A 25,306-nucleotide genomic window follows, 5' to 3' on the forward strand; every position below is an offset into this window, starting at 1 on the left:
TGCTCGTGCTCGTGCTCGTGCTCGTGCTCGTGCAAATGCTCATCAGGAGATCCGCTCCTTGAGGTCCGTCAGCCAGCTGTCGATGACGGGGGCCGTCGTGTCGACGTGCTGCTCGACGATGGTGAAATGCGTTCCGGGGACGGTCGCCACGGTGTCCGCGCCCTCCCAGTCGGCCTGCCAGTCGGCGTCCGGCTCGATGTCCGCGTCCTCGCCCATCTGGAAGAGGTCCCCGGCCCGTACGAACAGCACGGGCGCCTCGATGTCCTCCTGCCGGAACTGCGGCAGCAGCTCCACGTACCGCCCCATCGCGGAGAGTTCGGCGCTGCTGAAGGAGCCGAGCGTGGCCGCCTTGTCGGGGACCGCGAAGGCCATCTGGTCGAAGATCGCGTCGTTCGACTCGCCCATGTAGTACGTGTCCAGGAGCACGAGCCCGGCCGGCCGTACCCCGTGCACCCGCTCCAGGCGGGCCACCGTGGCGTGGGCGAGCAGGCCGCCCGAGGAGAAGCCGAGCAGGGCGAACGGTTCTCCGTCCGCGGCCCGCAGCACCGCCTCGGCGAGTACGTCCACGGCCGCGGCGAAGGACTCCGGCAACGACTCCCCGCGCCCGAACCCGGGGGTGGGGAGGCCGGCCACCGGCATCGAGAGCCGGGCCGCGAGCCGCGCGTGCTGGTGCACACCGCCCGCCACCGTCGGGGTGCTGAGGCAGATCAGCCGGGGAGGCTTCGGCCCCTCGGACTCCGCTCCCTCCGCCCGGGGCTTGGTGCGCGCCCCGTACGAGACCGCCTCGGGCAGTCCGTCCAGGTCGGCCGCCGTGGCGAAGGCGGGCCGCAGTGCGGCGACCGCGCGCAGCATGGCCAGTCCGGGCTGGAGGTTCCCCGACATGATCGCGTCGAGGAACAGCCCGTACAGGGTGTCGTCGGCCCGGTTGTCGGCGTGCGTGGCGGGCGCGGCGGCCTGCCCGGCGTCGCCCTGGTCGGCGGCGGCCAGCCGGCCGGCGAGCAGCCGGGCCAGTTCGAGCGGGTTCTTGCTGTCGAAGACCACCATGGCGGGCAGTGCGAGCCCGGAGGCCGCGTTCAGCCGGTTGCGCAGTTCCACGGCGGTCAGCGAGTCGAATCCGGCCTCCAGGAAGCCCGCTTCGGCATCGACGGCGCTCGTGTCGGCGTGCCCGAGGACCTCGGCGGCGTGGTGGAGGACCGCGTCGAGCACGACCCGCTCGCGCTCGGCGTCGCCGAGCCCGCGCACCTTCCGGCCGAGCCCGCCGGCCTCCGTGGGGGCGGCTGCCGCGCCGGCCCGGCGGCGCCCGGCGGGCGCGAGGGCCCGCAGCAGGGCGGGTACCTCGTCGGTACGGGCCCGCAGGGCGGCCAGGTCGACGCGGAGCGGGACGAGCGCCGGGGCGTCGGCGGCGACGGCCGCGTCGAAGAGCCACAGGCCCTCCTCCTCGGTCAGGGCCGGGGTTCCGGTGCGCCGCATCCGCTGGAGGTCGGCCTCGCCGAGCCACTGGCTCAGCCCGGTCGCGGTGTCCCACAGCCCGAAGGCCATCGAGGTGGCGGCCAGGCCGCGCGAGCGGCGGTGGGCGGCGAGGGCGTCGAGGAAGACGTTCGCCGCCGCGTAGTTGCCCTGTCCGGCGGCCATGACCAGGCCGCCGGCCGAGGAGAACAGTGCGAAGACGGCCAGGTCGTGCCCGGCGGTCAGCTCGTGCAGGTGCCAGGCGGCGTCCGCCTTCGCGGCGAGCACGTGGTCCACCTGTTCGGGGGTGAGCGCCCCGATCAGGCCGTTGTGGGCGACGCCGGCGGCGTGCACGATCCCGCGCAGCGGGTGCGCCGGGTCGATGCCGCCGATCAGCTCGGCCACGGCCGTCCGGTCGGACACGTCGCAGGCGGTGATCTCCACGCGGGCGCCGAGCGCGGCCAGTTCGTCGCGCAGTCCGGCCGCGTTGGGGGCGCCGAGTCCGCGCCGGCTGGTCAGCACCAGGTGCCGGACGCCGTGCTCGGTGACCAGGTGCCGGGCGACGAGCGCGCCCAGTCCCCCGGTGCCGCCGGTGATCAGGACGGTGCCCTCGGGGTCCCACGGCGTGTCTCCGCCGGGTGCGGCGGACCGGGCGAGCCGGGGCGCGAGCACCTTGTCCCGGCGGACGGCCAGTTCGGGCTCGTCGGAGGCGAGTGCGGCGGCCAGCGCCCGCGGGGACGCCTCGCCCTCCGCCTCCAGGTCCAGCAGCACGAACCGGCCCGGGTTCTCCGCCTGCGCGGCCCGGATCAGACCCCAGACGGGTGCCTGCCGTACGTCGACCGGGTCCCCGTCGGCGACGGCCGCCGCGGCCCGGGTCACGAGCACCAGCCGCGACCGCGCGAACCTCGGCTCGGCGAGCCACTGCTGGGCGGCGGCCAGCGCCGTGTCCACCGCGGTACGGATCCCCTCGGGGACCTCGTGCTCACCGCTGGCGGCGGGCCCGTCCGCGAGGACGGGCAGCAGCACGGTGTCCGGTACGTCGGCGCCCGCCGCTCCCAGCGCGTCCAGTCCGGAGACCATCGGTACTCCGGCGACCTCCAGTCCCGGGCCGGCGACGGCCCAGTCCCCGCGCGGTCCGCTGCCGCCGCCGACCGGCTGCCATTCGACGGCCAGCAGCGCGTCGCGGAACCCGCCGGCGCCGAGCTGCTCGACGGCCACCGGCCGCAGCTGAAGGGCGGCCACCGAGGCCACGGGGGCACCGGCCGGGTCGGCGAGGTCGAGCCGCACCGCGTTGCGCTGCCCCTCGACCGGTGCGAGCCGGACCCGTACGGCGGTCGCTGACGCGGCGTGCAGGGTGACGCCCGCCCAGGAGAAGGGCAGCAGGGCCCGTCCCTCGTCCTCCTCGGCACCGAGCCCGCCGAAGCCGAGCGCGTGCATGGAGGCGTCGAGCAGGGCGGGGTGCAGCCCGAAGCGTCCGGCGTCCGCGTGGGCCTGCTCGGGCAGCGTGATCTCGGCGTACAGCGCGTCGCCGAGCCGCCAGGCCGCCGTCAGCCCCTGGAACACCGGGCCGTAGCCGAACCCGCGCTCCTGCAGCCCGTCGTACAGCCCGTCGGCGTCCAGCTCCTCGGCGCCCGCGGGCGGCCAGGAACCGAGCCCGTCGCCGGGTTCCCCGGCGGTGGGGGCGAGGAGCCCGTCGGCGTGCCGGGTCCACGGCTCGTCGGGGCTGCTCTCGGGGCGCGAGTACACGCGTACGGTGCGCCGGGCCTGCGCGTCGGGTTCGCCGACCACGACCTGGAGGGCGACTCCGCCGCGTTCGGGGAGGACCAGCGGCGAGTACAGGGTGAGCTCTTCCAGCAGGCCGCAGCCGACGTGGTCGGCGGCCTGGAGGGCGAGCTCCACGAAACCGGTGCCTGGCAGCAGGACACTGCCGTGGACGGCGTGGTCGGCCACCCAGGGCTGGGCGTCCAGGGAGACGCGGGCGGTGAAGGTCACCGCGTCGGAGTCGGGGGACGCCACGACGGCCGCGAGCAGCGGGTGGTCGAGGGCGTCCTGTCCCACGGCGACGGCATCGGTGGCCGGCTTGGCGGCGTCGACCCAGAAGCGGCTGCGCTGGAAGGGGTAGGTGGGCAGGTCGACGGTCCGGGCGCCCGCGCCGGCGTAGAAGGCCGTCCAGTCGACGCGCCCGCCGGACACGTGCAGCCGGGCGAGCGCGGTCAGCAGCGCCTCGGGCTCCCCGCGGTCCTTGCGCAGGGCCGGTACGAGGACGGCTGCCTGCTCGGTGTCGAGGATCTGCTGGGCGAGGCCGGTGAGGACCCCGACGGGGCCGATCTCCAGGAAGCGGGTCACGCCCTGCCCGGCCAGTGTCTCGACGGCGTCGGCGAAGCGGACGGCTTCCCGGACCTGGCCGACCCAGTACTCCGGGGACTGCCAGTCCGCGGAGGCCTGACCGGTGACCGTGGAGACGGCGGGGATGCGCGGCTCGTTGAAGGTCAACTCTGCGGTGACGGCCCGGAATTCGTCGAGCATCGGGGCCATCAGCGCCGAGTGGAAGGCGTGCGAGACCGAGAGGCGGCTGGTCTTGCGCCCGGCCGCCGCGAACTGCTCGCCGACCGCCAGGACGGCGGCCTCGACACCCGAGACGACGACCGACTCCGGCCCGTTGACCGCCGCGATACCGACCTCGTCGGTGAGCAGCGGCAGGACCTCTTCCTCGGTGGCCTGTACGGCGAGCATCGCGCCCCCGGCCGGAAGCGCCTGCATCAGCCGACCACGAGCCACCACCAGCCGGGCCGCATCGGCGAGCGAGAGAACCCCCGCCACATGGGCGGCAGCCGGCTCACCGATCGAGTGCCCGGCGACCGTGTCGGGCCGGACACCCCACGCCTCGACGAGGCGGTAGAGGGCGACTTCCAGCGCGAACAGCGCGGGCTGCGTGATCGCGGTCGCGTTCAGCGCCTCCGCGTCCTCGCCCCACACCACCTCCCGCAACGACCGGCCCAGGTGCGCGTCGATCTCCGCACAGACGGCGTCGAAGGCCTCCGCGAACACCGGGAAGGCTTCGTACAGCTCGCGCCCCATCCCGAGGCGCTGCGCACCCTGCCCGGTGAACAGGAACGCGGTCCGTCCGCTGCGGCGGGCCTGGTCGCGCACCACGGCGGGTGCGTTGCGGCTCTGCGCCAGCGCGGTGAGTCCGCGCAGCAGCTCCTCGCGGTCCGCCCCGACGACCACGGCCCGGTGGGCGAACGTGGTGCGCGAGGCCACCAGGGAGAGGCCGAGGTCGGCCGGCTCGATCGCGGGCTGCTCCGCGGCCAGCTCCAGCAGACGCTCGGCCTGGGCGGCCAGGGCCTGCGGGGTCTTGGCGGACAACACCCAGGGGACGGCGGGGAGTCCGGCGCGTTCGGCCGTCGCCTCCGCGTCCGCCGCGGGCGCTTCCTCGACGATCACGTGGGCGTTCGTCCCGCTGATGCCGAAGGAGGAGACACCCGCTCGGCGCGGCCGGTCCGCGGCCTGCCATTCCCGGGCCTCGGTGAGCAGTGCGACGTTGCCCGCCGCCCAGTCCACCTGGTCCGAGGGGGCGTCCACGTGGAGGGTCTTCGGCAGGATGCCGTGGCGCATCGCCATGACCATCTTGATGACACCCGCGATGCCCGAAGAGGCCTGCGTGTGGCCCATGTTGGACTTGATGGAGCCCAGCCACAGCGGCCGGTCCTCCTCCCGCCCCTGGCCGTAGGTGGCCAGCAGCGCCTGCGCCTCGATGGGGTCGCCGAGCGTGGTGCCGGTGCCGTGCGCCTCGACGGCGTCGACCTCGGCGGGCGTCAGACCCGCGTTGGCGAGGGCCTGGCGGATCACCCGCTGCTGGGACGGGCCGTTCGGGGCGGTCATGCCGTTGCTGGCGCCGTCCTGGTTGAGGGCCGAGCCACGAAGGACGGCGACCACCGGGTGGCCGTTGCGGCGGGCGTCGGAGAGCCGCTCCAGGAGCAGCACGCCCGCGCCCTCGCCCCACGCGACTCCGTCCGCCGAGGCCGCGAAGGACTTGGACCTGCCGTCGGGGGCGAGTCCGCGCTGCCGGCTGAACTCGACGAACATGCCCGGGGTGCCCATGACGGCGACACCACCGGCCAGTGCGAGGGAGCACTCGCCCGCCCGCAGGGCCTGGGCGGCCATGTGCAGGGCGACGAGGGAGGAGGAGCAGGCGGTGTCGACGGTGACGGAGGGCCCTTCGAGGCCCAGCGTGTAGGAGGTGCGGCCGGATACGAGGCTGCCGCCGCTGCTGGCCGCGGCCTCCACGCCGAGCGCGTAGTCGTGGTACATGACGCCCGCGAACACGCCGGTCGCCGAGCCCTTGAGCACGGTCGGGTCGATCCCGGCCCGCTCGATCGCTTCCCAGGACACCTCCAGGAGCAGTCGCTGCTGGGGGTCCATCATCAGGGCCTCGTTGGGGCTGATCCCGAAGAAGACCGGGTCGAAGTCGGCGGCGTCGTAGAGGAATCCGCCCGCCCGCGTGTAGGTCCTGCCGGGCGTGCCCGGCTCCGGGTCGTACACGTCCGGGTCCCAGCCGCGGTCGGCGGGGAAGTCGCCGATGGCGTCCACTCCGTCCGCGACCAGGCCCCACAGCTCCTCGGGCGTGGTGACCCCGCCCGGGTAGCGGCAGCCCATCCCGACGATCACGATCGGGTCCTCGGCCCCGTCGGCTCCGCCGCCGGCGGGCAGGGCCCGGGCGGGTACGAGCGCGGCGCGGTCCGGACCGCCCACTTCCTCGCCGATGTGGGCGGCCACGGCCTGCGCGGTCGGGTAGTCGAAGATCAGCGTGGCGGGCAGCCGGAGGCCGGTCACCGCACCGAGTCGGTTGCGCAGCTCGACGGCGGCGAGCGAGTCGAAGCCCAGCTCGCTGAAGGCCCGCTCCGGCTCGATCGCGTCGGCGGAGGCGTGGCCGAGTACGCCGGCGACCTGGGCCCGTACGAGGTCCAGCAGTGCGGCGGCCCGAGCGTCCGCGTCCAGACCGGCCAGGCGGGCGAGGAGCCCGTCGCCGCCGTCGGCGGATTGCGCGGCCCGGCGTACGGGGACGCGTACGAGGCCCCGGAGGAGGGCGGGGAGAGCGGCGGCGCGGGCGCGCAGCACGTTCGTGTCGATCAACAGGGGAACCACGGCGGGCAGGCCCGAGCGCAGCGAGCTCGTGAAGAGCGCGAGGCCCTCGGCCTGGGAGAGGGCGGGCAGGCCCTGGGCCGCCATCCGCTCCTCGGCCAGGTCGAGCATGTCGGTGCTGGTCATGCCGGTGGTGACGGCCCAGAGGCCGAAGGCCATCGAGGTGGCCGGCAGGCCTTCCGCGTGCCGGTGAGCGGCGAGGGCATCGAGGAACACGTTCGCCGCCGCGTAATTGCCCTGCCCGGCCGCCAGCACCAGACCACCCGCCGAGGAGAACATCACGAACGCCGACAGGTCCATCTCGCGGGTCAGCTCGTGCAGATGCCAGGCCGCATCCGCCTTCGGACGCAACACCACATCCATCCGCTCAGCCGTCAACGCACCGATCACACCGTTATCAGCGACACCCGCCACATGGACCACACCCGACAGGGGACGCGCCGGATCCACATCGGCGAGGACGGCGGCCAGCGCCTCCCGGTCCGCCACATCACACGCGGAGACCGTGACCGAAGCACCCAGGCCGTTCAGATCGGCGAGCAGCTCCGGAACACCGGGAGCATCCGTGCCCCGGCGCCCCAGCAGCAACAGGTTCCGTACCCCGTGCTCGGTCACCAGGTGACGGGCCACGAGCGCACCCAGACCACCCGTACCACCCGTGATCAGCACCGTCCCGACCTCGTCCCACAGCGGCCCCGCACCGTCACCGACGGACACCCGGACCAGCCTCGGCACCGACACCTCGCCCGCACGCACCGCCAACTCCGGCTCACCCAGGGCCAACAGGTGCTCGTACGCGACGGATCCGTCGGTGTCGACCAGCACGAAGCGGCCCGGGTTCTCCGCCTGCGCAGCACGCACCAGACCCCACACCGGAGCCTGCCGCACATCCACCGGCTCACCCTCCACCACAGCCACCGCACCCCGCGTGACCACCACCAGCACCGCACCCTCGGGCCGCTCCACGGACAGCCAGTCCTGCACCGCCTCCAATGCCCGGTTGGCCAGATCGTGCACGGCGGTCGGAACGTCGCCGTCCGGTGCCTCGCACGCGAAGACGACAGTGCCCTCGGCCGGCTGCGCCTGCGCTGCTGCGGCCGCGCCGGGCAGCGGGTTCCAGGCGATGTGGAAGAGGGACTCGGTCCCGTGTGCGCCGAGCTGTTCCGTGGAGACCGGGCGGCCGACGACCGCGCCGACGGTGGCGACCGGGGCGCCGGTGGCATCGGCCACCTGCAAGGAGAGGCTCTCCGGCGTGGGCTGGGTGATGCGCACCCGTACGACGGAGGCTCCCGCCGCGTGCAGGGTGATGTCCCGCCAGACGAAGGGCAGTACGGTCTCGTCGCCGCCGGTGCCGTTCACGAGCGCCGCGTGCATGGCGGCGTCCAGCAGGGCCGGGTGCAGTCCGAACTCCCCGGCTTCGGCGTGCGCCTGCTCGGGGAGGGCGACCTCTGCGTAGAGCACGTCGTCGAGCCGCCAGGCGGCCTTGAGGCCCTGGAACGTGGGCCCGTATCCGAAGCCCCGCTCGCGCAGGCCCTCGTAGGCGCCGTCCAGGGACAGTTCCGCCGCCCCGGCGGGCGGCCAGGCCGTGAGGTCGAAGCCGGGCGCTTCGGCGCCGGACGCGAGTACGCCGTCGGCGTGCAGGGTCCACGGCAGGTCCGGGCTGTCCTCGGCGCGCGAGTAGACGCTCACCGAGCGCCGCCCAAAGGAGTCCGCGGCGCCGAGCACCATCTGTACGGTCACGGCCCCGCGCTCGGGGAGGATCAGCGGTGCCTGAAGGGCGAGCTCTTCGAGTACGTCGCAGCCGACCTGGTCGCCGGCCCGGACGGCCAGTTCCACGAAGCCGGTGCCCGGCAGCAGGATGCTGCCGAGGACGTCGTGGTCGGCGATCCAGGGGTGGGTTCCGGCGGACAGCCGCCCGGTGAAGGTGACCACGTCGGTGTCGGGGGACGGCAGTACCGCGCCGAGCAGCGGGTGTCCGGCGTCGGTCAGACCGGCCGTCGCCATGCTGCCGCTGCCGGAGCCGATCCACGAGTTGGCGAGGTACTCCTCCATGTCGATCCAGTAGCGGGTGCGCTGGAAGGCGTAGGTGGGGAGTTCGACGCGGCGGGCGCCGGTGGTGGCGGGGTAGAAGGCTTGCCAGTCGACGTGTGCGCCGGAGGCGTGGAGCTGGGCGAGGGCGGCGACGAGGGTCTCGGCCTCGGGGCGGTTCTTGCGCACGGCGGCGACCAGAACGGCCTCGTCGAGACCCTGTGCGGCGAGGCCGGTGAGGATTCCGTCGGGGCCGATCTCCAAGAAGCGGGTCGCGCCCTGCTGGGCGAGGGCCTCGACGGCGTCGCCGAAGCGGACCGCCTCCCGGACCTGACCGACCCAGTACTCCGCCGACTGCCAGTCGTTGGAGACCTGACCGGTGACCGTGGAGACGGCGGGGATCCGCGGCTCGTTGAAGGTCAACTGGGCTGCGATGGCCCGGAATTCGTCGAGCATCGGGTCCATCAGCGCCGAGTGGAAGGCGTGCGAGACGGCAAGCCGGCTGGTCTTGCGCCCGGCTGCGGCAAAGTGCTCGCCCACTGCCATGACAGCAGTCTCGACACCCGAAACCACCACAGACCGCGGCCCGTTGACTGCCGCGATACCGACCTCGTCGGTGAGCAGCGGGAGGACTTCCTCCTCGGTGGCCTGTACGGCGAGCATCGAGCCCCCGGCCGGGAGCGCCTGCATCAGCCGACCACGCGCCACCACCAGCCGGGCCGCGTCCGCCGGCGACAGCACCCCGGCGACGTGGGCCGCGGCCAGCTCACCGATGGAGTGCCCGGCCACCAGATCGGGGGTGACGCCCCACCCCTCGACAAGGCGGTAGAGGGCGACTTCGAAGGCGAAGAGCGCGGGCTGGGTGATCGCGGTCGCGTTCAGCGCCTCCGCGTCCTCGCCCCACACCACCTCGCGCAACGACCGCCCGAGGTGCGGGTCGATCTCCGCGCACACCGCGTCGAACGCCTCCGCGAACGCGGGGAAGGCCTCGTACAGTTCGCGCCCCATGCCCAGGCGCTGCGCGCCCTGGCCGGTGAACAGGAACGCCGTCCGCCCGCCGCTCTGCGCCTGGCCGACGACCACCCCGGGGTGGTCCTCCCCCGCCGCAAGAGCCGCGAGGGCCGTGAGGGCGCTCGCCCGGTCTCCGACCACCACCGCACGGTGGTCCATCGTGCTGCGTGCCGAGGCGAGGGTGAGTCCGATGTCCGCCGGGTCGTGCTCGTCGGCCACGGCCAGCAGCCGCTCCGCCTGGCCTGCCAGGGCCGGTGCGGATTTCGCCGACAACACCCAGGGGGTGAAGGGAAGTTCACCGGACACCGCTGCCTCGGCGGGCCGCTCCGCGGCCGCGACCTCTTCGATGATGACGTGGGCGTTCGTACCGCTGATGCCGAAGGAGGAGATGCCGGCCCGCCTCGGGCGGCCCTCCGCGAGCCATTCACGGGCTTCGGTGAGCAGTTCCACGTCGCCCGCGGACCAGTCGATCTGGTCCGAGCGTTCCTCCGCGTGCAGGGTCGGCGGCAGGACGCCGTGCCGCATCGCCATCACCATCTTGATGATGCCCGCGACACCCGCGGCCGCCTGCGTGTGGCCCATGTTCGATTTGATGGAGCCCAGCCACAGCGGCCGGCCCTCCGCCCGTCCCTGGCCGTATGTGGCGAGCAGTGCCTGAGCCTCGATGGGGTCACCCAGGACCGTTCCCGTGCCGTGTGCCTCGACGGCGTCGACCTCGGCGGCCGTGAGGCCCGCGTTGGCGAGGGCCTGGCGGATCACCCGCTGCTGGGAGGGGCCGTTCGGGGCGGTCAGGCCGTTGCTGGCTCCGTCCTGGTTCAGGGCCGACCCGCGGACCACGGCGAGTACCGGGTGGCCGTTGCGGCGGGCGTCGGAGAGCCGCTCCAGCAGGAGCATGCCCGCGCCCTCGCCCCAGCCGGTGCCGTTCGCGCCGACGCCGAAGGACTTGCAGCGGCCGTCGGGGGCGAGTCCGCGCTGGCGGCTGAACTCGACGAAGACCTCGGGGGTCGCCATGACGGCGACACCGCCGGCGAGTGCCAGCGAGCACTCCCCCGAGCGCAGGGCCTGGGCGGCCATGTGCAGGGCGACCAGCGAGGAGGAGCAGGCCGTGTCCACCGTGACGGCCGGGCCTTCGAGGCCGAAGACGTACGAGACGCGGCCGGAGGCGATGGCTCCGGTGCTGTTGTTGGCCGCGTAGTCGTGGTACATCATTCCGGCGTAGCAACCGGTCATGCTGGAGCGCAGGGTCTCCGGATCGATGCCGGCCCGTTCGAAGGCCTCCCAGGCGGTCTCCAGCAGCAGGAACTGCTGCGGGTCCATGACGGCCGCCTCGTTGGGGCTGATCCCGAAGAACGCCGGGTCGAACTCGCCCGCCTCGTGCAGGAATCCGCCCTCGTGGGCGTAGCTCGTGTGCGGGCGCTCGGCGGTCGGGTCGTAGATCCGGTCGAGGTCCCAGCCGCGGTTGGCCGGGAAGTCGGTGACGGCGTCCACGCCGTCGGCGACGAGCTGCCACAGCTGCTCGGGGGTGCGGACGCCGCCGGGGTAACGGCAGGCCATGGAGACGATCACGATCGGGTCGTCTTCGCCGGCGCCCGATCCCGTACGCACCGCGGCGGCTGCCGGAATCAACTCGCCCACGGAACCGTCGAGTTCGTCGAGCAGATGACGGGCCAGGGCACGCGGGTTGGGGTAGTCGAACGCGAGGGTGGCGGGCAGCCGGACCTCGGCGGCGGCGCTGACGGCGTTGCGGAACTCGACGGCGGTGAGTGAGTCGAAGCCGAGCTCGCTGAAGGCGCGGGTCTCGTCGACGGCGTGCGGTCCCGGGTAGCCGAGGGTCACCGCGACCTGGGTTCGCACCAGGTCGAGCAGTACTCCCTCCCGCTGCTCCCGGTCCAGGCCGGTCAGCCGGCCGCGCAGGGCCCCGGCCGCCTCGGTCGCGGACGCGGCGGCCCGGCGGGCCCGTACGCGGACCAGCCCGCGGAACAGCGGCGGCAGGGCCTCGCCCGCCTCGGCGAGGGTGCGTACGTCCAGCCGGATCGGCAGGACGACGGGGGTGTCCACGGTCAGGGCCCGGTCGAAGAGGTCCAGCCCGTACTCGGCGGTGAGCGCGCCGATTCCGGTTCGGCTCATCCGCTGGAGGTCGGCGTCGGTCAGCGCGCCGGACATGCCGCTCGCCCAGAGGCCCCAGGCGAGGGACTGGGCGGGCAGGCCGTGGGCGCGCCGGTGGGTGGCGAGCCCGTCGAGCAGGGCGTTCGCCGCGCCGTAGTTGCCCTGGCCGGGGACGCCCAGGACGCCGGTCGCGGAGGAGAACAGCACGAAGGCCGACAGCTCCAGGTCCCGGGTCAGCTCGTGCAGGTGGAGTGCCGCGTCGGCCTTGGCGCGCAGGACGGTGTCCAGGCTCTGCGGGGTCAGCGAGGCGATGAGCGCGTCGTCGAGCACGCCCGCGAGGTGGACGACGCCGGTGAGCGGCACTCCGGTGACGAGGGCGGCCATGGCGTCGCGGTCCGCGACGTCGCAGGCGGCGACGGTGGCCTCGGCGCCGAGGCTGCGGAGTTCGGCGCGCAGCTCCACCGCGCCGGGTGCGTCCGTACCGCGCCGGGAGACCAGCAGCAGGTTCCGTACGCCGTGGGCTTCGACGAGCTGCCGGGCGACCAGCCGGCCGAGGGCGCCGGTCGCGCCGGTGACCAGGACGGTGCCGTTGCCGAAGTCGGGGCGTACGCGCCGCTCGGGGTCGTCGGTGAGGCGGGCGAGGCGGGCGCCGTGCACGGCGGCGCCCCGCACGAGGGTCTGGGGCTCGTCGGCGGCCAGCGCGGCGGCGGCCTGCGGGTCACTGTCGAGGTCGTCGAGGTCAGCGAGGAGGAAGCGCCCGGGGTTCTCCATCTGCGCGGAGCGCACCAGGCCCCAGACGGCCGCGCCGGCCAGGTCGGTGACGTCCTCGCGCGCCTCGCCGGGCCGGGCCACGGCCCCGCTGGTCGCGACGAGCAGGCGCGAGTCGGCGTACCGGTCGTCGGCGAGCCACAGCTGGAGGGCGGCGAGCACCTCGGAGGTGGCTGCCCGCACGGTATCGGGGTCCGAGCCGGCGTGCCGGGAGCGCAGGACGACGTTCGCGGGTACGGGCCCGTCCGCGGTCAGGGTCGACCAGTCGGTCGGTGCGGTCCCCGGGGTGACGGCGGGCAGCTCGGCCCAGTTCAGGGCGAAGAGGGACTCGTGCGCGACGGTGCGGGCGGCGGCGAGCTGCTCGGCGGAGACCTCGCGCAGGGCGAGGGAGTCCACGGACAGCACCGGCCGGCCGGTCTCGTCGGCGACGGACAGGGCGAGGGAGCCCGCGCCGTCGGGGGCGATACGGACCCGCAGGCGCGCGGCGCCGGAAGCGTGCAGCCGTACGCCCGTCCAGACGAACGGCAGGACCGGCCCGGTGGCATCGGCGAAGAGGTCCGTGAACACGGAGCCGTGCAGGGAGGCGTCGAGCAGCGCCGGGTGCAGGCCGAACGCGGCGGCCTCGGCATGCGTCCGCTCGGGCAGGGCGACCTCGGCGTACACCTCGGTGCCTGCCTGCCAGGCCGCCGTCAGCCCGCGGAAGGCCGGGCCGTACGGGAGTCCGGCGGCGGCCAGTCCCTCGTACACCCCGTCCGTGTCGATGGGGGTGGAGGCGGCGGGGGGCCAGGGGGTGGCCAGGTCGAAGGCCCCCGAGTCGGCGGCGCCGGCGGGCGCGACCGCCAGGACGCCGGCCGCGTGCAGGGTCCACGGCTGGTCGGGCTGGTCGTCGCGGCGGGAGTGGACGCTGACCGGGCGCCGCCCGGAGCCGTCGGCGGCGCCGACCTCCACCTGGAGGGCGACGGCGCCCCGTTCGGGCAGGACGAGCGGGGACTGGAGCATGAGCTCGTCGAGCAGCTCGCAGCCGACCTGGTCGCCGGCGCGGACGGCGAGCTCCACGAAGCCGGTGCCGGGGAAGACCACGGAATCGCCGACGACGTGGTCGGCGAGCCACGGCTGGGCGGATACGGAGACCCGGCCGGTCAGGACGACCCCGCCGGAGTCGGCGAGGGAGACGACGGCGCCGAGCAGCGGGTGCCCGGCGGCGGCGAGACCGGCGGCGGAGATGTCGCCGAGGGAGCCGGTGCCCTCGACCCAGTAGCGGGTGCGCTGGAAGGCGTAGGTGGGGAGTGCGACGGTCCGGGCGCCGGTGCCCGCGTACAGGGCCTGCCAGTCGATGCCCACGCCGGAGACGTGCAGCTGGGCGAGGGCGGTGATCACGCTCTCGGGCTCGGGGCGGTTCCTCCGCTGGGCCGCCACGAGAACGGCGTCCTCCGCGCTCTGCGCGGCGAGGCCGGTGAGGATGCCGTCCGGGCCCATCTCCAGGAAGCGGGTGACGCCCTGCTGCTCCAGGGCGTGTACGGCGTCGGCGAACCGAACGGCCTCGCGGACCTGACCCACCCAGTACTCGGGCGACTGCCAGTCCGCGCCGGGCCGGCCCGTGACGGTGGAGACGGCGGGGATGAGTGGTTCGGCGTAGGTCAACTCCTGTGCCACGGAGCGGAATTCTTCGAGCATGGGGTCCATGAGTGCCGAGTGGAAGGCGTGCGAGACCGCGAGCCGGCTGGTCTTGCGACCGGCGGCCTCGAAGTGCTCACCGACCGCCAGGACGGCGGCCTCGACACCGGACACCACCACGGAATCGGGCCCGTTGATCGCCGCGATGCCCACCTCGTCGGTGAGCAGCGGCAGCACTTCTTCCTCGGTGGCCTGTACGGCGAGCATCGCGCCCCCGGCCGGAAGCGCCTGCATCAACCGACCGCGAGCCACCACCAGCCGGGCGGCATCCGCCGGCGACAGCACCCCGGCGACGTGCGCGGCGGCGAGCTCGCCGATGGAGTGACCGGCCACCACGTCAGGCGTGATGCCCCACGCCTCGACCAGCCGGTACAGGGCGACTTCGAGGGCGAACAGCGCGGGCTGGGTGATCGCGGTCGCGTTCAGCGCCTCCGCGTCCTCACCCCACACCACCTCCCGCAACGACCGGCCCAGGTGCGGGTCGACCTCCGCGCAGACGGCGTCGAAGGCCTGCGCGAACACCGGGAAGGCTTCGTACAGCTCGCGCCCCATCCCCAGCCGCTGCGCACCCTGCCCCGTGAACAGGAACGCCGTCGACCCCTTGGTGACGACCCCCCGCACCACACTCGGGTGCGCCTGGCCCTCGGCCAACGCCGTGAGTCCGGCCAGCACCGTGTCGCGGCCGTCGGAGAGGACGACCGCGCGGTGGTCCAGGGCGGCGCGGCTGGTGGCGAGGGAGTAGGCCAGGTCGGCTTCGTTCAGCTCGGGCGCCGCGGTGGCGTGGGCGTGTATCCGGCCCGCCTGGGCGGCGAGGGCGGCGGCGTCGCGGCCGGAGACCGGCCAGGGCAGGACGGAGGGCAGGACCGCGGACGGTTCCGCGGCTGTCGCGGGCACCGCAGGAGTCCCGGGGGTTTCGCCGCCCTCGGCGGGGGACTCGACCGGCACCTCTGCCGGGGCTTCTTCCAGGATGATGTGGGCGTTGGTGCCGCTCACGCCGAACGCCGAGACACCGGCCCGCCTCGGCCGGTCCTCGGCGCGCTCCCACTCCCGGCTCTCGGTCAGCAGCCGGACCCGGCCCGCGGACCAGTCGACGTGGCTCGACGGTTCGTCCACGTGGAGGGTCTTCGGCAGCACCCCGTGGCGGATCGCCTCGACCATCTTGATGATGCTGCCGACACCGGCGGCGGCCTGCGCGTGCCCCATGTTGCTTTTGATGGAGCCCAGCCACAGCGGCCGCCCGTCCGTGCGGTCCTGCCCGTACGTGGCCAGCAGCGCCTGCGCCTCGATCGGGTCGCCCAGCGTGGTGCCGGTGCCGTGGCCCTCGACGACGTCGACGTGGGTGGCGGGGATCCGGGCGTTGGCGAGGGCCTGGCGGATGACGCGCTGCTGGGCCCGGCCGTTGGGGGCGGTGAGGCCGTTGCTGGCGCCGTCCTGGTTGACGGCGCTGCCGCGGACCACGGCGAGCACCGGGTGGCCGTTGCGGCGGGCGTCCGTGAGCCGTTCGAGTACGAGCATGCCCGCGCCCTCGGACCAGCCGGTGCCGTCGGCGGCCTCGGCGAAGGCCTTGCAGCGGCCGTCGGGGGCGAGGCCGCGCTGGCGGCTGAACGCGATGAACGGCGACGGGGTGGACATCACCATGACGCCGCCGGCGAGGGCCAGCGAGCATTCGCGCTGCCGCAGGGCCTGGGCGGCCAGGTGGAGGGAGACGAGCGAGGAGGAGCAGGCCGTGTCGACGGTCACCGCGGGGCCTTCGAGGCCCAGGGTGTAGGAGATCCGGCCGGAGATGACGGCGGCCGCGTTGGCGGTGGTCATGTAGACCTCGGCGACCTCGCCCGCCGCGCCGATGAGGTACTCGTAGTCCTGGATCCCGGAGCCCGCGAACACGCCGACGGGCTTGCCGCGCAGTGACGCCGGGTCGATCCCGGCCCGCTCGATGGCCTCCCAGGACACCTCCAGCAGCAGCCGCTGCTGGGGGTCCATGGTGAGGGCCTCGTTGGGGCTGATCCCGAAGAAGCCCGCGTCGAAGTCGGCGACGTCGTGGACGAAACCGCCCTCGTTGACGTAGCTGCTGCCGGACCCGGTGGTCTCGGGCTCGTCGCCGCGCAGCCCGTCGAGGTCCCAGCCGCGGTCGGTGGGGAAGGTGGTGATGGCGTCCCGGCCGTCGGCCACGAGCCGCCACAGGTCGTCGGGGGTGCTGACGCCTCCCGGGTAGCGGCAGCTCATCGCGACGATGGCGATGGGCTCGTGGTCCTGGTTCTCGACCTCCTGGAGCCTGCGCCGGGTCTGGTGCAGATCCGCCGTGACCCGCTTGAGGTAGTCGAGAAGCCTTGCGTCGTCATTGGACATTCTGGGTCCCACCGAGTCCTTGTTCATGCCGTGAGGTCGAATCGGGTCGCGGAGTCGCGAGGCGCGGGGCACGGAGCCGGCCGCGCGGTCGGTCAGGTGAGGCCGAGTTCGTTGTCGATGAAGGCGAAGACGTCGTCGGCGGAGGCGGTTTCCAGCTGGTCGCCGATGGCCTGCCCGCCGCCTCCCGTGCTCGCGTCGAGGGTTCCGGTCAGCCGTGCCAGCAGGCTCTGCAGGCGGGCGGTGATGCGGGTGGCTTCGATGTCCTCGGCGGCGAGGGCCGCGGCGGCCTCTTCGAGCCGGTCCAGCTGGGCGAGGACCGGCAGTTCGCCGGAGTCCTCGTCCTGGCAGAGCTCCGACCACAGGTGGGCCGAGAGCGCCGCCGGGCTGGGGTGGTCGTAGATCATGCTGGTGGGCAGGGGTCGGCCGGTGGCGGCGACGAGCTTGGTCCGCAGGTCGACGGCGGCGACCGAGTCGAAGCCGAGGTCGGTGAACCCGCGGTCGGGGGCCACCTCGGCCGGGTCCTCGTAGCCGAGCAGTGCGGCCACGTGCGTACGGACCAAGTCCAGGAACAGGGACCGCTGTTCGGGCTGGGAGAGGCCGGCCAGGCGGCCCGCGAGGCCGGGGTCGTCCCCGCCGCCGCCCTGCGAGCCGTCCGCGCCGAGGGCTGCGCGGGCTTCGGGCAGGGCGTCGAGGAGGGGGCGCGGGCGGGCCAGTACGTAGGTGGGTGCGAAGCGCTCCCAGTCGAACTCGGCGACGACCGCGTGCGAGGTTCCGCCCTGCGCGGCGCCCGCCAGGATGCGGCGGAGGGCGCCCACGGCCAGGTCGGGGCGCATCGCGGGGGCGCCGATCCGGCGCATCACGGCGGCCAGTTCGGCGTCGACCATGCCTCCGTCCCAGGAGCCCCAGGCCACGGAGGTGGCGGCGAGGCCGCGGGCGCGGCGGCTGTGGGCGAGGCCGTCGAGGTAGGCGTTGGCACTGCCGTAGGCGGACTGGCCGGCGCTGCCCCAGACGGCGGCGCCGGAGGAGAAGAGCACGAACGCGTCGAGCGGGGTGTCGCCGAGGAGTTCGTCGAGGTGGCGGGCGCCGAGCACCTTGGCCCCGGCCACCTCGGCGAGTTCGGCGAGGGTGAGTTCGCCGAGCGGGGCGATGCGCTGGGGCAGGCCGGCGGCGTGGAAGACGGCGGTCAGGTCGGGCAGCCCGGCGAGGAGGGCGCGTACGGCTTCGCGGTCGGCGATGTCGCAGGCCTCGACGGAGACCCGTACGCCCGACTCGGCCAGTTCCGCGGCGAGTTCGGCGGCCCCGGGGGCGTCCGGGCCGCGCCGGCCGACGAGGACCACGTGCTCGGCGCCGTCGGCGGCGAGCATCCGGGCGACGTGGGCGCCGAGTCCGCCGGTGCCTCCGGTGACCAGGACCGTGCCGCGGGGCTGCCAGAGCCCGGTCGTCGGGTCGGGCTGCGCGGGGCGCACCATGCGGCGGGCGTACGTGCCTTCGGGGCGGACGGCGACCTGGTCCTCGCCGGAGGCCCCGGCGAGGGTGTCGCACAGCCGCAGCGCGACCGCTTCGCCGGGGTCGGTCCCGGCCGGGAGGTCGACGAGACCGCCCCAGGTGCCGGGGGCCTCCAGGGCGAGGGCCGCGCCCAGGCCCCAGACGGCGGCCTGCTCGGGGTGCACGGGGCGGGTCGCCGCGTCGGCGTCGCCCGTGGCCACCGCGCCCCGGGTGAGGCACCACACCGGGGCGGCCCACTGCCGGGCGGCGGTCTCCTGGAGCAGGGCGACGGTGTCGGCGAGGCCCCGCGAGAGCGCGGGGTGCCCGGGATGCGGGGCGTCGTCCAGGGCGAGCAGGCTCAGTACCCCTGCGGGGGCGGGCTGCGTGTCGGGGAGTACGGGACCCTCCGCGCCGCCGGCCTCCACGAGTACGGGGGTGGCCCCGCGGGTGCTCAGCGCGGACGCGAGGACGTCCGCGAGGGCCTGGCCCTCGGCGGTGTGCAGGACGAGCCAGTCCCCGGCGAGCGGGGCGGCGGCGGCCGGCGAGGGGTCCGCGACGGGAACCCAGGAGATCCGGTAGCGCAGCGCGTCCACGGCGGCGGCTTCGCGGCGGCCGGCCCGCCAGCCGGTGAGGGCGAGCAGGACGGGGGCGAGGGCGGCGGGGTCGAGGCCGAGCCGCTCGGCGAGCCCGGCGGTGTCCTCCCGTTCCACGGCCTCCCAGAACTGTGCCTCGCCGGGGTCGGCGGAGGCCGGGGTAGTGGTGGCGGTGGCTCCGGTTGCGGACCGCGCGTCGGACTGCGCGTCGGGCTGGGCGGCCCAGTAGGTGCGGCGCTGGAAGGCGTAGGTGGGCAGGTCCACGCGGTGGGGCAGGTGGCCGGCCGCCGTGAAGTACGCGTTCCAGTCCACGTGGACGCCGCGGGTGTGGGCGAGGGCGACGGCCCCGGCCAGCTCGCGTTCCTCGCCGCGGCCGCGCCGCAGGGCGGCGGTGAACACGGGCTGGTCCGCGCCCTCGTCCGGGCCGCCGGTGAGGCAGTCGGGGCCGAGGGGGGTGAGGGCGGCGTCGGGGCCGAGTTCCAGGAAGGTGTGGACGCCCTTGGCCGCGAGGAGCCGTACGGCGTCGCCGAAGCGGACGCTCGCGCGGACGTGGCGTACCCAGTAGTCGGCGCAGGCCAGTTCGTCGTCGCCCGCGAGCTCACCGGTGACCGTGGAGACGATCGGCGTGCGGGCGCTCCCGTACGCGATGCTCTCGGCGACGGTACGGAACTCGTCGAGCATCGGCTCCATCAGCGGCGAGTGGAAGGCGTGGGACACGGCGAGCCGCTTGGTCTTCCGGCCGAGGGCGGTGAAGTGTGCGGCGATGGACAGGGCCTCAGTCTCGTCCCCGGAAATGACGACAGCGCGGGGCCCGTTGAGCGCGGCGATGCCGGTGGCCGGGGTGAGCAGCGGCTCGACCTCGTCCTCGGCGGCCTCGACCGCGACCATCGCCCCGCCCTGCGGGAGGGCCCGCATCAGCCGGCCACGGGCGGCGACGAGGCGGGCGGCGTCGGGGAGCGTGAGGACGCCGGCGACGTGGGCGGCGGCCAGTTCGCCGACGGAGTGGCCGGCGAGGAAGTCGGGGCGGATCCCCCAGGACTCGATGAGCCGGTAGAGGGCCACTTCGCAGGCGAAGAGGGCGGGTTGGGCGCGGTCGGTGTCGTCGAGGAGCGCGGTGTCCTCGCCCCACATGGTGTCGCGCAGGGGGGTGTCGAGGTGCGGGTCGATCGCCGCGACGGCCTCGTCGAACGCCTCGGCGAACACCGGGTGCGCGGCGTACAGTTCGCGCCCCATGCCGAGGCGCTGGGCGCCCTGGCCGGTGAACAGGACGGCGCACAGCGCGTCGGGGCGGGCCGTTACGCCTGCGGCGGCCGCGGAGGGCTCGGCGGCGAGGGTGCGCAGGGCGCGTACGAGTCCGGCGGTGTCCTCGGCGCGGCCGTCGGCGACGACCGCCGCGCGGTGCTCCAGGGCGGCCCGGGTGGTGGCGAGGGACCAGCCGGTGTCGAGCAGCGGCTGCCCCGGATTGGCCTCCAGATGGTCGGCAAGCCGGGCGGCCTGCGCGGCCAGCGCCTCGGGGCGGCGGGCGGAAACGAGCACGGGCACGAACCGGGGGCCCGTTCCGGCTCGCGGTCCGCCTGCGGCGGGCTCGGCAGGGCCGCCTGCGGCGGGCGCAGCGGCCGGATCGGCGGTGTGGCCTGCGGCAGGCTCGGCGGTGTGGCCTGCGGCGGCCTGTTCGGCGGGGTCGCCTGTGGCGGGCGCAGCAGGCGCAGCGGGCGGTTCGGCGGTGTCGCCTGTGTGCTGGGGCGGGGTCGGGGGGGTTCCGCCGGTGCCGGGCGTGCGCCGGGGCATCTCCTCGGGCGCCGAACGGGGCGAGGGGTCGGTGGGCCGAGGGGGGGTGTGTTCGGCGCCCTGCGGGGACGCCCCGGCACCCACCCGTCCCCGTCGGAACCGGTCCTCGGCCGGAGCCTCTTCGACGATCACGTGGACGTTCGTGCCGCTCAGCCCGAACGAGGACACCCCGGCGCGCTTGGCGCGCCCGCGGTCCGGCCAGGGGATCGGCTCGGTCAGCAGCCGTACGGTGCCCGCGCTCCAGTCGACGTTGTGGCTCGGCTCGTCCACGTGCAGGGTGCGCGGCAGCACGCCCGCCCGCATGGCCTGCACCATCTTGATGACTCCGCCGACTCCGGCGGCGGCCTGCGCGTGGCCGATGTTCGACTTGAAGGAGCCGAGCCACAGCGGCTGGTCGACGGGCCGCTCGCGGCCGTACGCGGCGATGAGGGCCTGCGCCTCGATGGGGTCGCCGAGGGTGGTGCCCGTGCCGTGCGCCTCGACGGCGTCGACGTCGGCGGGGGTCAGCTGCCCGGAGGCGAGCGCCTGTTGGATGACCCGCTGCTGGGAGGGTCCGTTGGGGGCGGTGAGGCCGTTGGACGCGCCGTCGGAGTTCATCGCCGAGCCGCGGATGACGGCGAGGACGGGGTGTCCGAGGCGGCGGGCGTCGGAGAGGCGCTCGACGAGGACCATGCCCGCGCCCTCGGACCAGGTGGTGCCGTCGGCGGCCGCCGCGAAGGACTTGCAGCGCCCGTCGGGGGCCAGACCGCGGTCCTGGCTGAAGCCGACGAAGGAGTCCGGGCTTGCCATCACGGTGACCCCGCCTGCGAGGGCCAGCGTGCACTCGCCGGTCCGTACCGACTGGACGGCGAGGTGGAGGGCGACGAGAGACGAGGAGCAGGCCGTGTCCACGGTGACGGCGGGCCCCTCCAGGCCCAGCGAGTACGCCACCCGCCCGGACGCGACGCTGGCCAGACCGCCCGTACCGCCGCCGCCCGGGTAGTCGTGGTACACCACGCCGGCGAACACGCCGGTACGGCTGCCCTTCAGGGAGGTGGGGTCGATCCCGGCCCGCTCGATCGCCTCCCAGGACACCTCCAGCAGCAGCCGCTGCTGCGGGTCGGTGTCACGGGCCTCGCGCGGGCTGATCTTGAAGAAGTCGGCGTCGAACTGTCCCGCGTCGTGCAGGAAGCCGCCCTCTCGGCAGTACGTCTTGCCGGGCGTGGCCGGCTCCGGGTCGTACAGGGCGTCCATGTCCCAGCCCCGGCCGTCCGGGAAGAGCGAGACGGCGTCCCGGCCGGAGTCCACCAGCTGCCAGAGCTCCTCGGGCGAGGTGATGCCGCCGGGGAAGCGGCACCCCATCGCCACGATCGCGACCGGCTCACTGCCGCGCTCCTCGGCTTCGCGCAACTGGCGCCGGGTGCGCTGGAGTTCGTTGGTGGCGCGCTTGAGATAGTCCCGGAGCTTCTCGTCGTTGCTCATCGAACCTCAACCAATCTAGAGCTGATCGCTGGCTAGGAGATGCCGAATTCGCTGTCGAGCACGTCGAACAGCTCCTCGTCGGTGACCGTTTCGAAGTCGGTGCCGTCGTCGGCCGGCGCGGGGCCGCCGTGGGCGTCGCGCCAGCGGCGTACGACGGACTCCAGCCGGGCGGTGATCGCGTCGGCGCGGGCGCCGATCACCTCCGTGTCCCCGCCCGAGGCGGGGAATCCGGTCAGCACGGCCTCGATCCGGTCGAGTTCGGCCAGCGCCGCGGCGGCCGGGTCGCCGGCCGCCGACTCGGACACGGACTCGGATTCCATCCGTTCCGCCAGGAAGGCGGCGGCGGCCCGCGGGGTCGGGTAGTCGAAGATCAGGGTGGCCGGCAGGTCGCATCCGCTGGCGGCGGTGAGCCGTCGGCGCAGTTCCACGGCGGCGAGGGAGTCGAAGCCCATGTCGCGGAACGCGAGATCGGTCTCGACGGCCGCGCTGGAGTCGTAACCGAGGACGGCCGCGACGTGCGTACGTACCAACGCCAGCAGCACGCGGCCGCTCTCGGCGGCCCCGAGTCCGTCGAGCTTGTTCCGCAGGGAGGCCGCTGCCTCCCGGGACTCCTCGGCGGAGGGCACGTCGTGGGGGCCGGCGGGCGCGGAGCCGGTGGTCCCGGCGGCGTCGACCCAGTAGCGGCTGCGCTGGAAGGCGTAGGTGGGGAGGTCGGTGACGCGGGCGCCGGTGCCGGCGTAGAAGGCCGTCCAGTCGACGCGTACGCCGTCCACGTGAAGGTGGGCGAGAGCGTTGATCAGGGCTTCGGGCTCGGGGCGGTTCCTGCGCAGGGCCGGTACGAGGACAGCCTCGTCGGAGTCGACGCTCTGCGTGGCGAGGCCGGTGAGGATGCCGTCCGGGCCGATCTCCAGGAAGCGGGTGACGCCCTGCTGGGCGAGGGTCTCGACGGCGTCGGTGAAGCGGACGGCCTCCCGGACCTGGCCGACCCAGTACTCCGCCGACTGCCAGTCGTTGGAGACCTGACCGGTGACCGTGGAGACGGCGGGGATGCGCGGCTTGCTGAAGGTCAACTGAGCTGCGATGGCCCGGAATTCGTCGAGCATCGGGTCCATCAGCGCCGAGTGGAAGGCGTGCGAGACCGCGAGGCGGCTGGTCTTGCGGCCGGCGGAGGCGAAGTGCTCGCCGACCGCCAGGACGGCGGCTTCGACACCGGACACCACCACGGAATCGGGCCCGTTGATCGCCGCGATGGCCACCCCATCGGTGAGCCGTGGGAGGACTTCTTCCTCGGTGGCCTGTACGGCGAGCATCGCGCCCCCGGGCGGGAGCGCCTGCATCAGCCGACCGCGCGCCACGACCAGTCGGGCCGCATCGGCCAGTGACAGGACCCCCGCCACGTGGGCGGCGGCCAGCTCGCCGATGGAGTGACCGGCGACCGCGTCGGGCTTGACGGCCCAGGTTTCGACGAGGCGGTAGAGGGCGACTTCGAGGGCGAACAGCGCGGGCTGGGTGATCGCGGTGGCGTTCAGCGTCTCCGCGTCCTCACCCCACACCACCTCCCGCAACGACCGACCCAGGTGCGCGTCGATCTCCGCGCAGACGGTGTCGTAGGCCGCGGCGAACGCGGGGAAGGCTTCGTACAGTTCGCGCCCCATCCCGAGGCGCTGCGCGCCCTGCCCGGTGAACAGGAACGCCGTGCGCCCGCCGCGCCGGATGCGGCCCGTCACCACCCCGGGGTGGTACTCGCCCTCGGCGAGGGCAGCGAGTGCGGCCTCGCGGTCGTCGCCCAGGACGACCGCCCTGTGGGCGAAGGCCGAGCGTGCCGTGGCCAGGGAGAGCCCGATGTCCGCCGCATCGGTCCCGGGCTCTCCCGTGACCCGGTCCCGCAGGCGGGCGGCCTGAGCAGCGAGGGACTGCTCGGTCTTCGCCGACACCACCCAGGGAACCACGGGGAGTTCGGCCCGCACAGCCGTCTCCCCCGCGCCCGCCGGCGCCTCCTCGATGATCACGTGGGCGTTCGTCCCGCTGATCCCGAAGGAGGAAATGCCGGCCCGCCGTACCGCACCGCCGGGCACCCAGGGGCGCGCCTCGGCCAGCAGTTCCACGTTGCCTTCCGACCAGTCCACCTGGCCGGAAGGACTCTCCGCGTACAGGGACTTGGGCAGGATGCCGTGGCGCATCGCCATGACCATCTTGATGATCCCCGCGACCCCCGCGGCCGCCTGGCTGTGGCCCATGTTGGATTTGATCGACCCCAGCCACAGCGGCCGCTCTTCGGGCCGCTCCTGCCCGTACGTCTCCAGCAGCGCCTGCGCCTCGATCGGGTCGCCCAGCGTCGTGCCGGTGCCGTGCGCCTCGACCGCGTCGACCTCGGCCGCGGACAGGCCGGCGTCCGCCAGGGCCCGCCGGATGACCTTCTGCTGCGCGGGGCCGTTCGGGGCGGTCAGGCCGTTGCTGGCGCCGTCCTGGTTGAGCGCGGACCCGCGGAGGACTGCGAGTACCGGGTGGCCGTTGCGGCGGGCGTCGGAGAGCCGCTCCAGCAGGAGCATGCCCGCGCCTTCCGAGCAGGCGACGCCGTCGGCGGACGCGGAGAAGGACTTGGAGCGACCGTCGGAGGCGAGACCCTGCTGGGTGCTGAAGTAGACGAACATGTCGGGGGTGGCCATGACGGTCACCCCGCCGGCCAGCGCCAGGTCGCACTCTCCCGAGCGCAGGGACCGGGCGGCCAGGTGGAGGGCCACGAGGGAGGACGAGCAGGCCGTGTCCACGCTCACCGCCGGACCTTCGAGGCCCAGGGTGTAGGCGACGCGGCCGGAGACCACGCTGCCGGCGGTGGTGCTTCCGGGCTCCCGGCCGAGTGCATAGTCGTGGTACATGACCCCGGCGAACACTCCGGCCGACGTGCCCTTGAGGGTCGTCGGATCGATCCCGGCCCGCTCGATGGCCTCCCAGGACACCTCCAGCAGCAGCCGCTGCTGAGGGTCCGTCATCAGGGCCTCCTTGGGGCCGATACCGAAGAAGACGGGGTCGAAGTCGGCTGCCTGGTAGAGGAATCCGCCTTCGCGGGCGTACGTCTTGCCGGGCGTGCCCGGTTCCGCGTCGTACACGTCCGGGTCCCAGCCGCGGTCCGTGGGGAACTCGCCGATGGCGTCGACCCCGTCCGCGACCAGCTGCCACAGCTCCTCGGGCGTGGTGACCCCGCCCGGGTAGCGGCAGCCCATGCCGACGATCGCGATCGGGTCGTCGTGGTGTCCGGAACGGCCGGAAGCGGCGGTGGGGCGGCGCTCGGCCTCCGCGAGCCGGCGGCGGGCCTCCCGCAGGTCGGTCGTGGCCCGCTTCAGGTATTCGAGAAGTCGCTCCTCGTTACTCACCGAGACCTACTCCCTCTGGTCGACGATCCGTGGCGACTCACTCGCGGGACGTCCAACGTTGATCGGATTTGAACGCTACTGAGACCG

Annotated in this window: 3 protein-coding genes; all 3 read right to left on the bottom strand. The window is 74.4% G+C overall.

All coding sequences use genetic code 11. From position 1 onward, the window contains the following. Positions 1-42 precede the first annotated feature (42 nt). Positions 43-16,521, bottom strand: a complete 16,479-nt coding sequence (locus OG625_RS08105) for a type I polyketide synthase (RefSeq protein WP_329377769.1) — start codon at positions 16,519-16,521, stop codon at positions 43-45. A 92-nt stretch (positions 16,522-16,613) separates the two neighbouring features. Next, positions 16,614-21,848 (bottom strand): type I polyketide synthase, encoded by a 5,235-nt coding sequence (locus OG625_RS08110; RefSeq protein WP_329377771.1) that lies wholly within the window; start codon positions 21,846-21,848, stop codon positions 16,614-16,616. 32 nt (positions 21,849-21,880) lie between these two features. After that, positions 21,881-25,219 carry a type I polyketide synthase gene (locus OG625_RS08115; protein WP_329377773.1) on the bottom strand — a complete coding sequence of 1,113 codons (3,339 nt, stop codon included), beginning with the start codon at positions 25,217-25,219 and terminating at the stop codon, positions 21,881-21,883. Between the last annotated feature and the right edge of the window lie 87 nt (positions 25,220-25,306).

Source organism: Streptomyces sp. NBC_01351 (genome assembly GCF_036237315.1).
Taxonomy (GTDB): Bacteria; Actinomycetota; Actinomycetes; order Streptomycetales; family Streptomycetaceae; genus Streptomyces.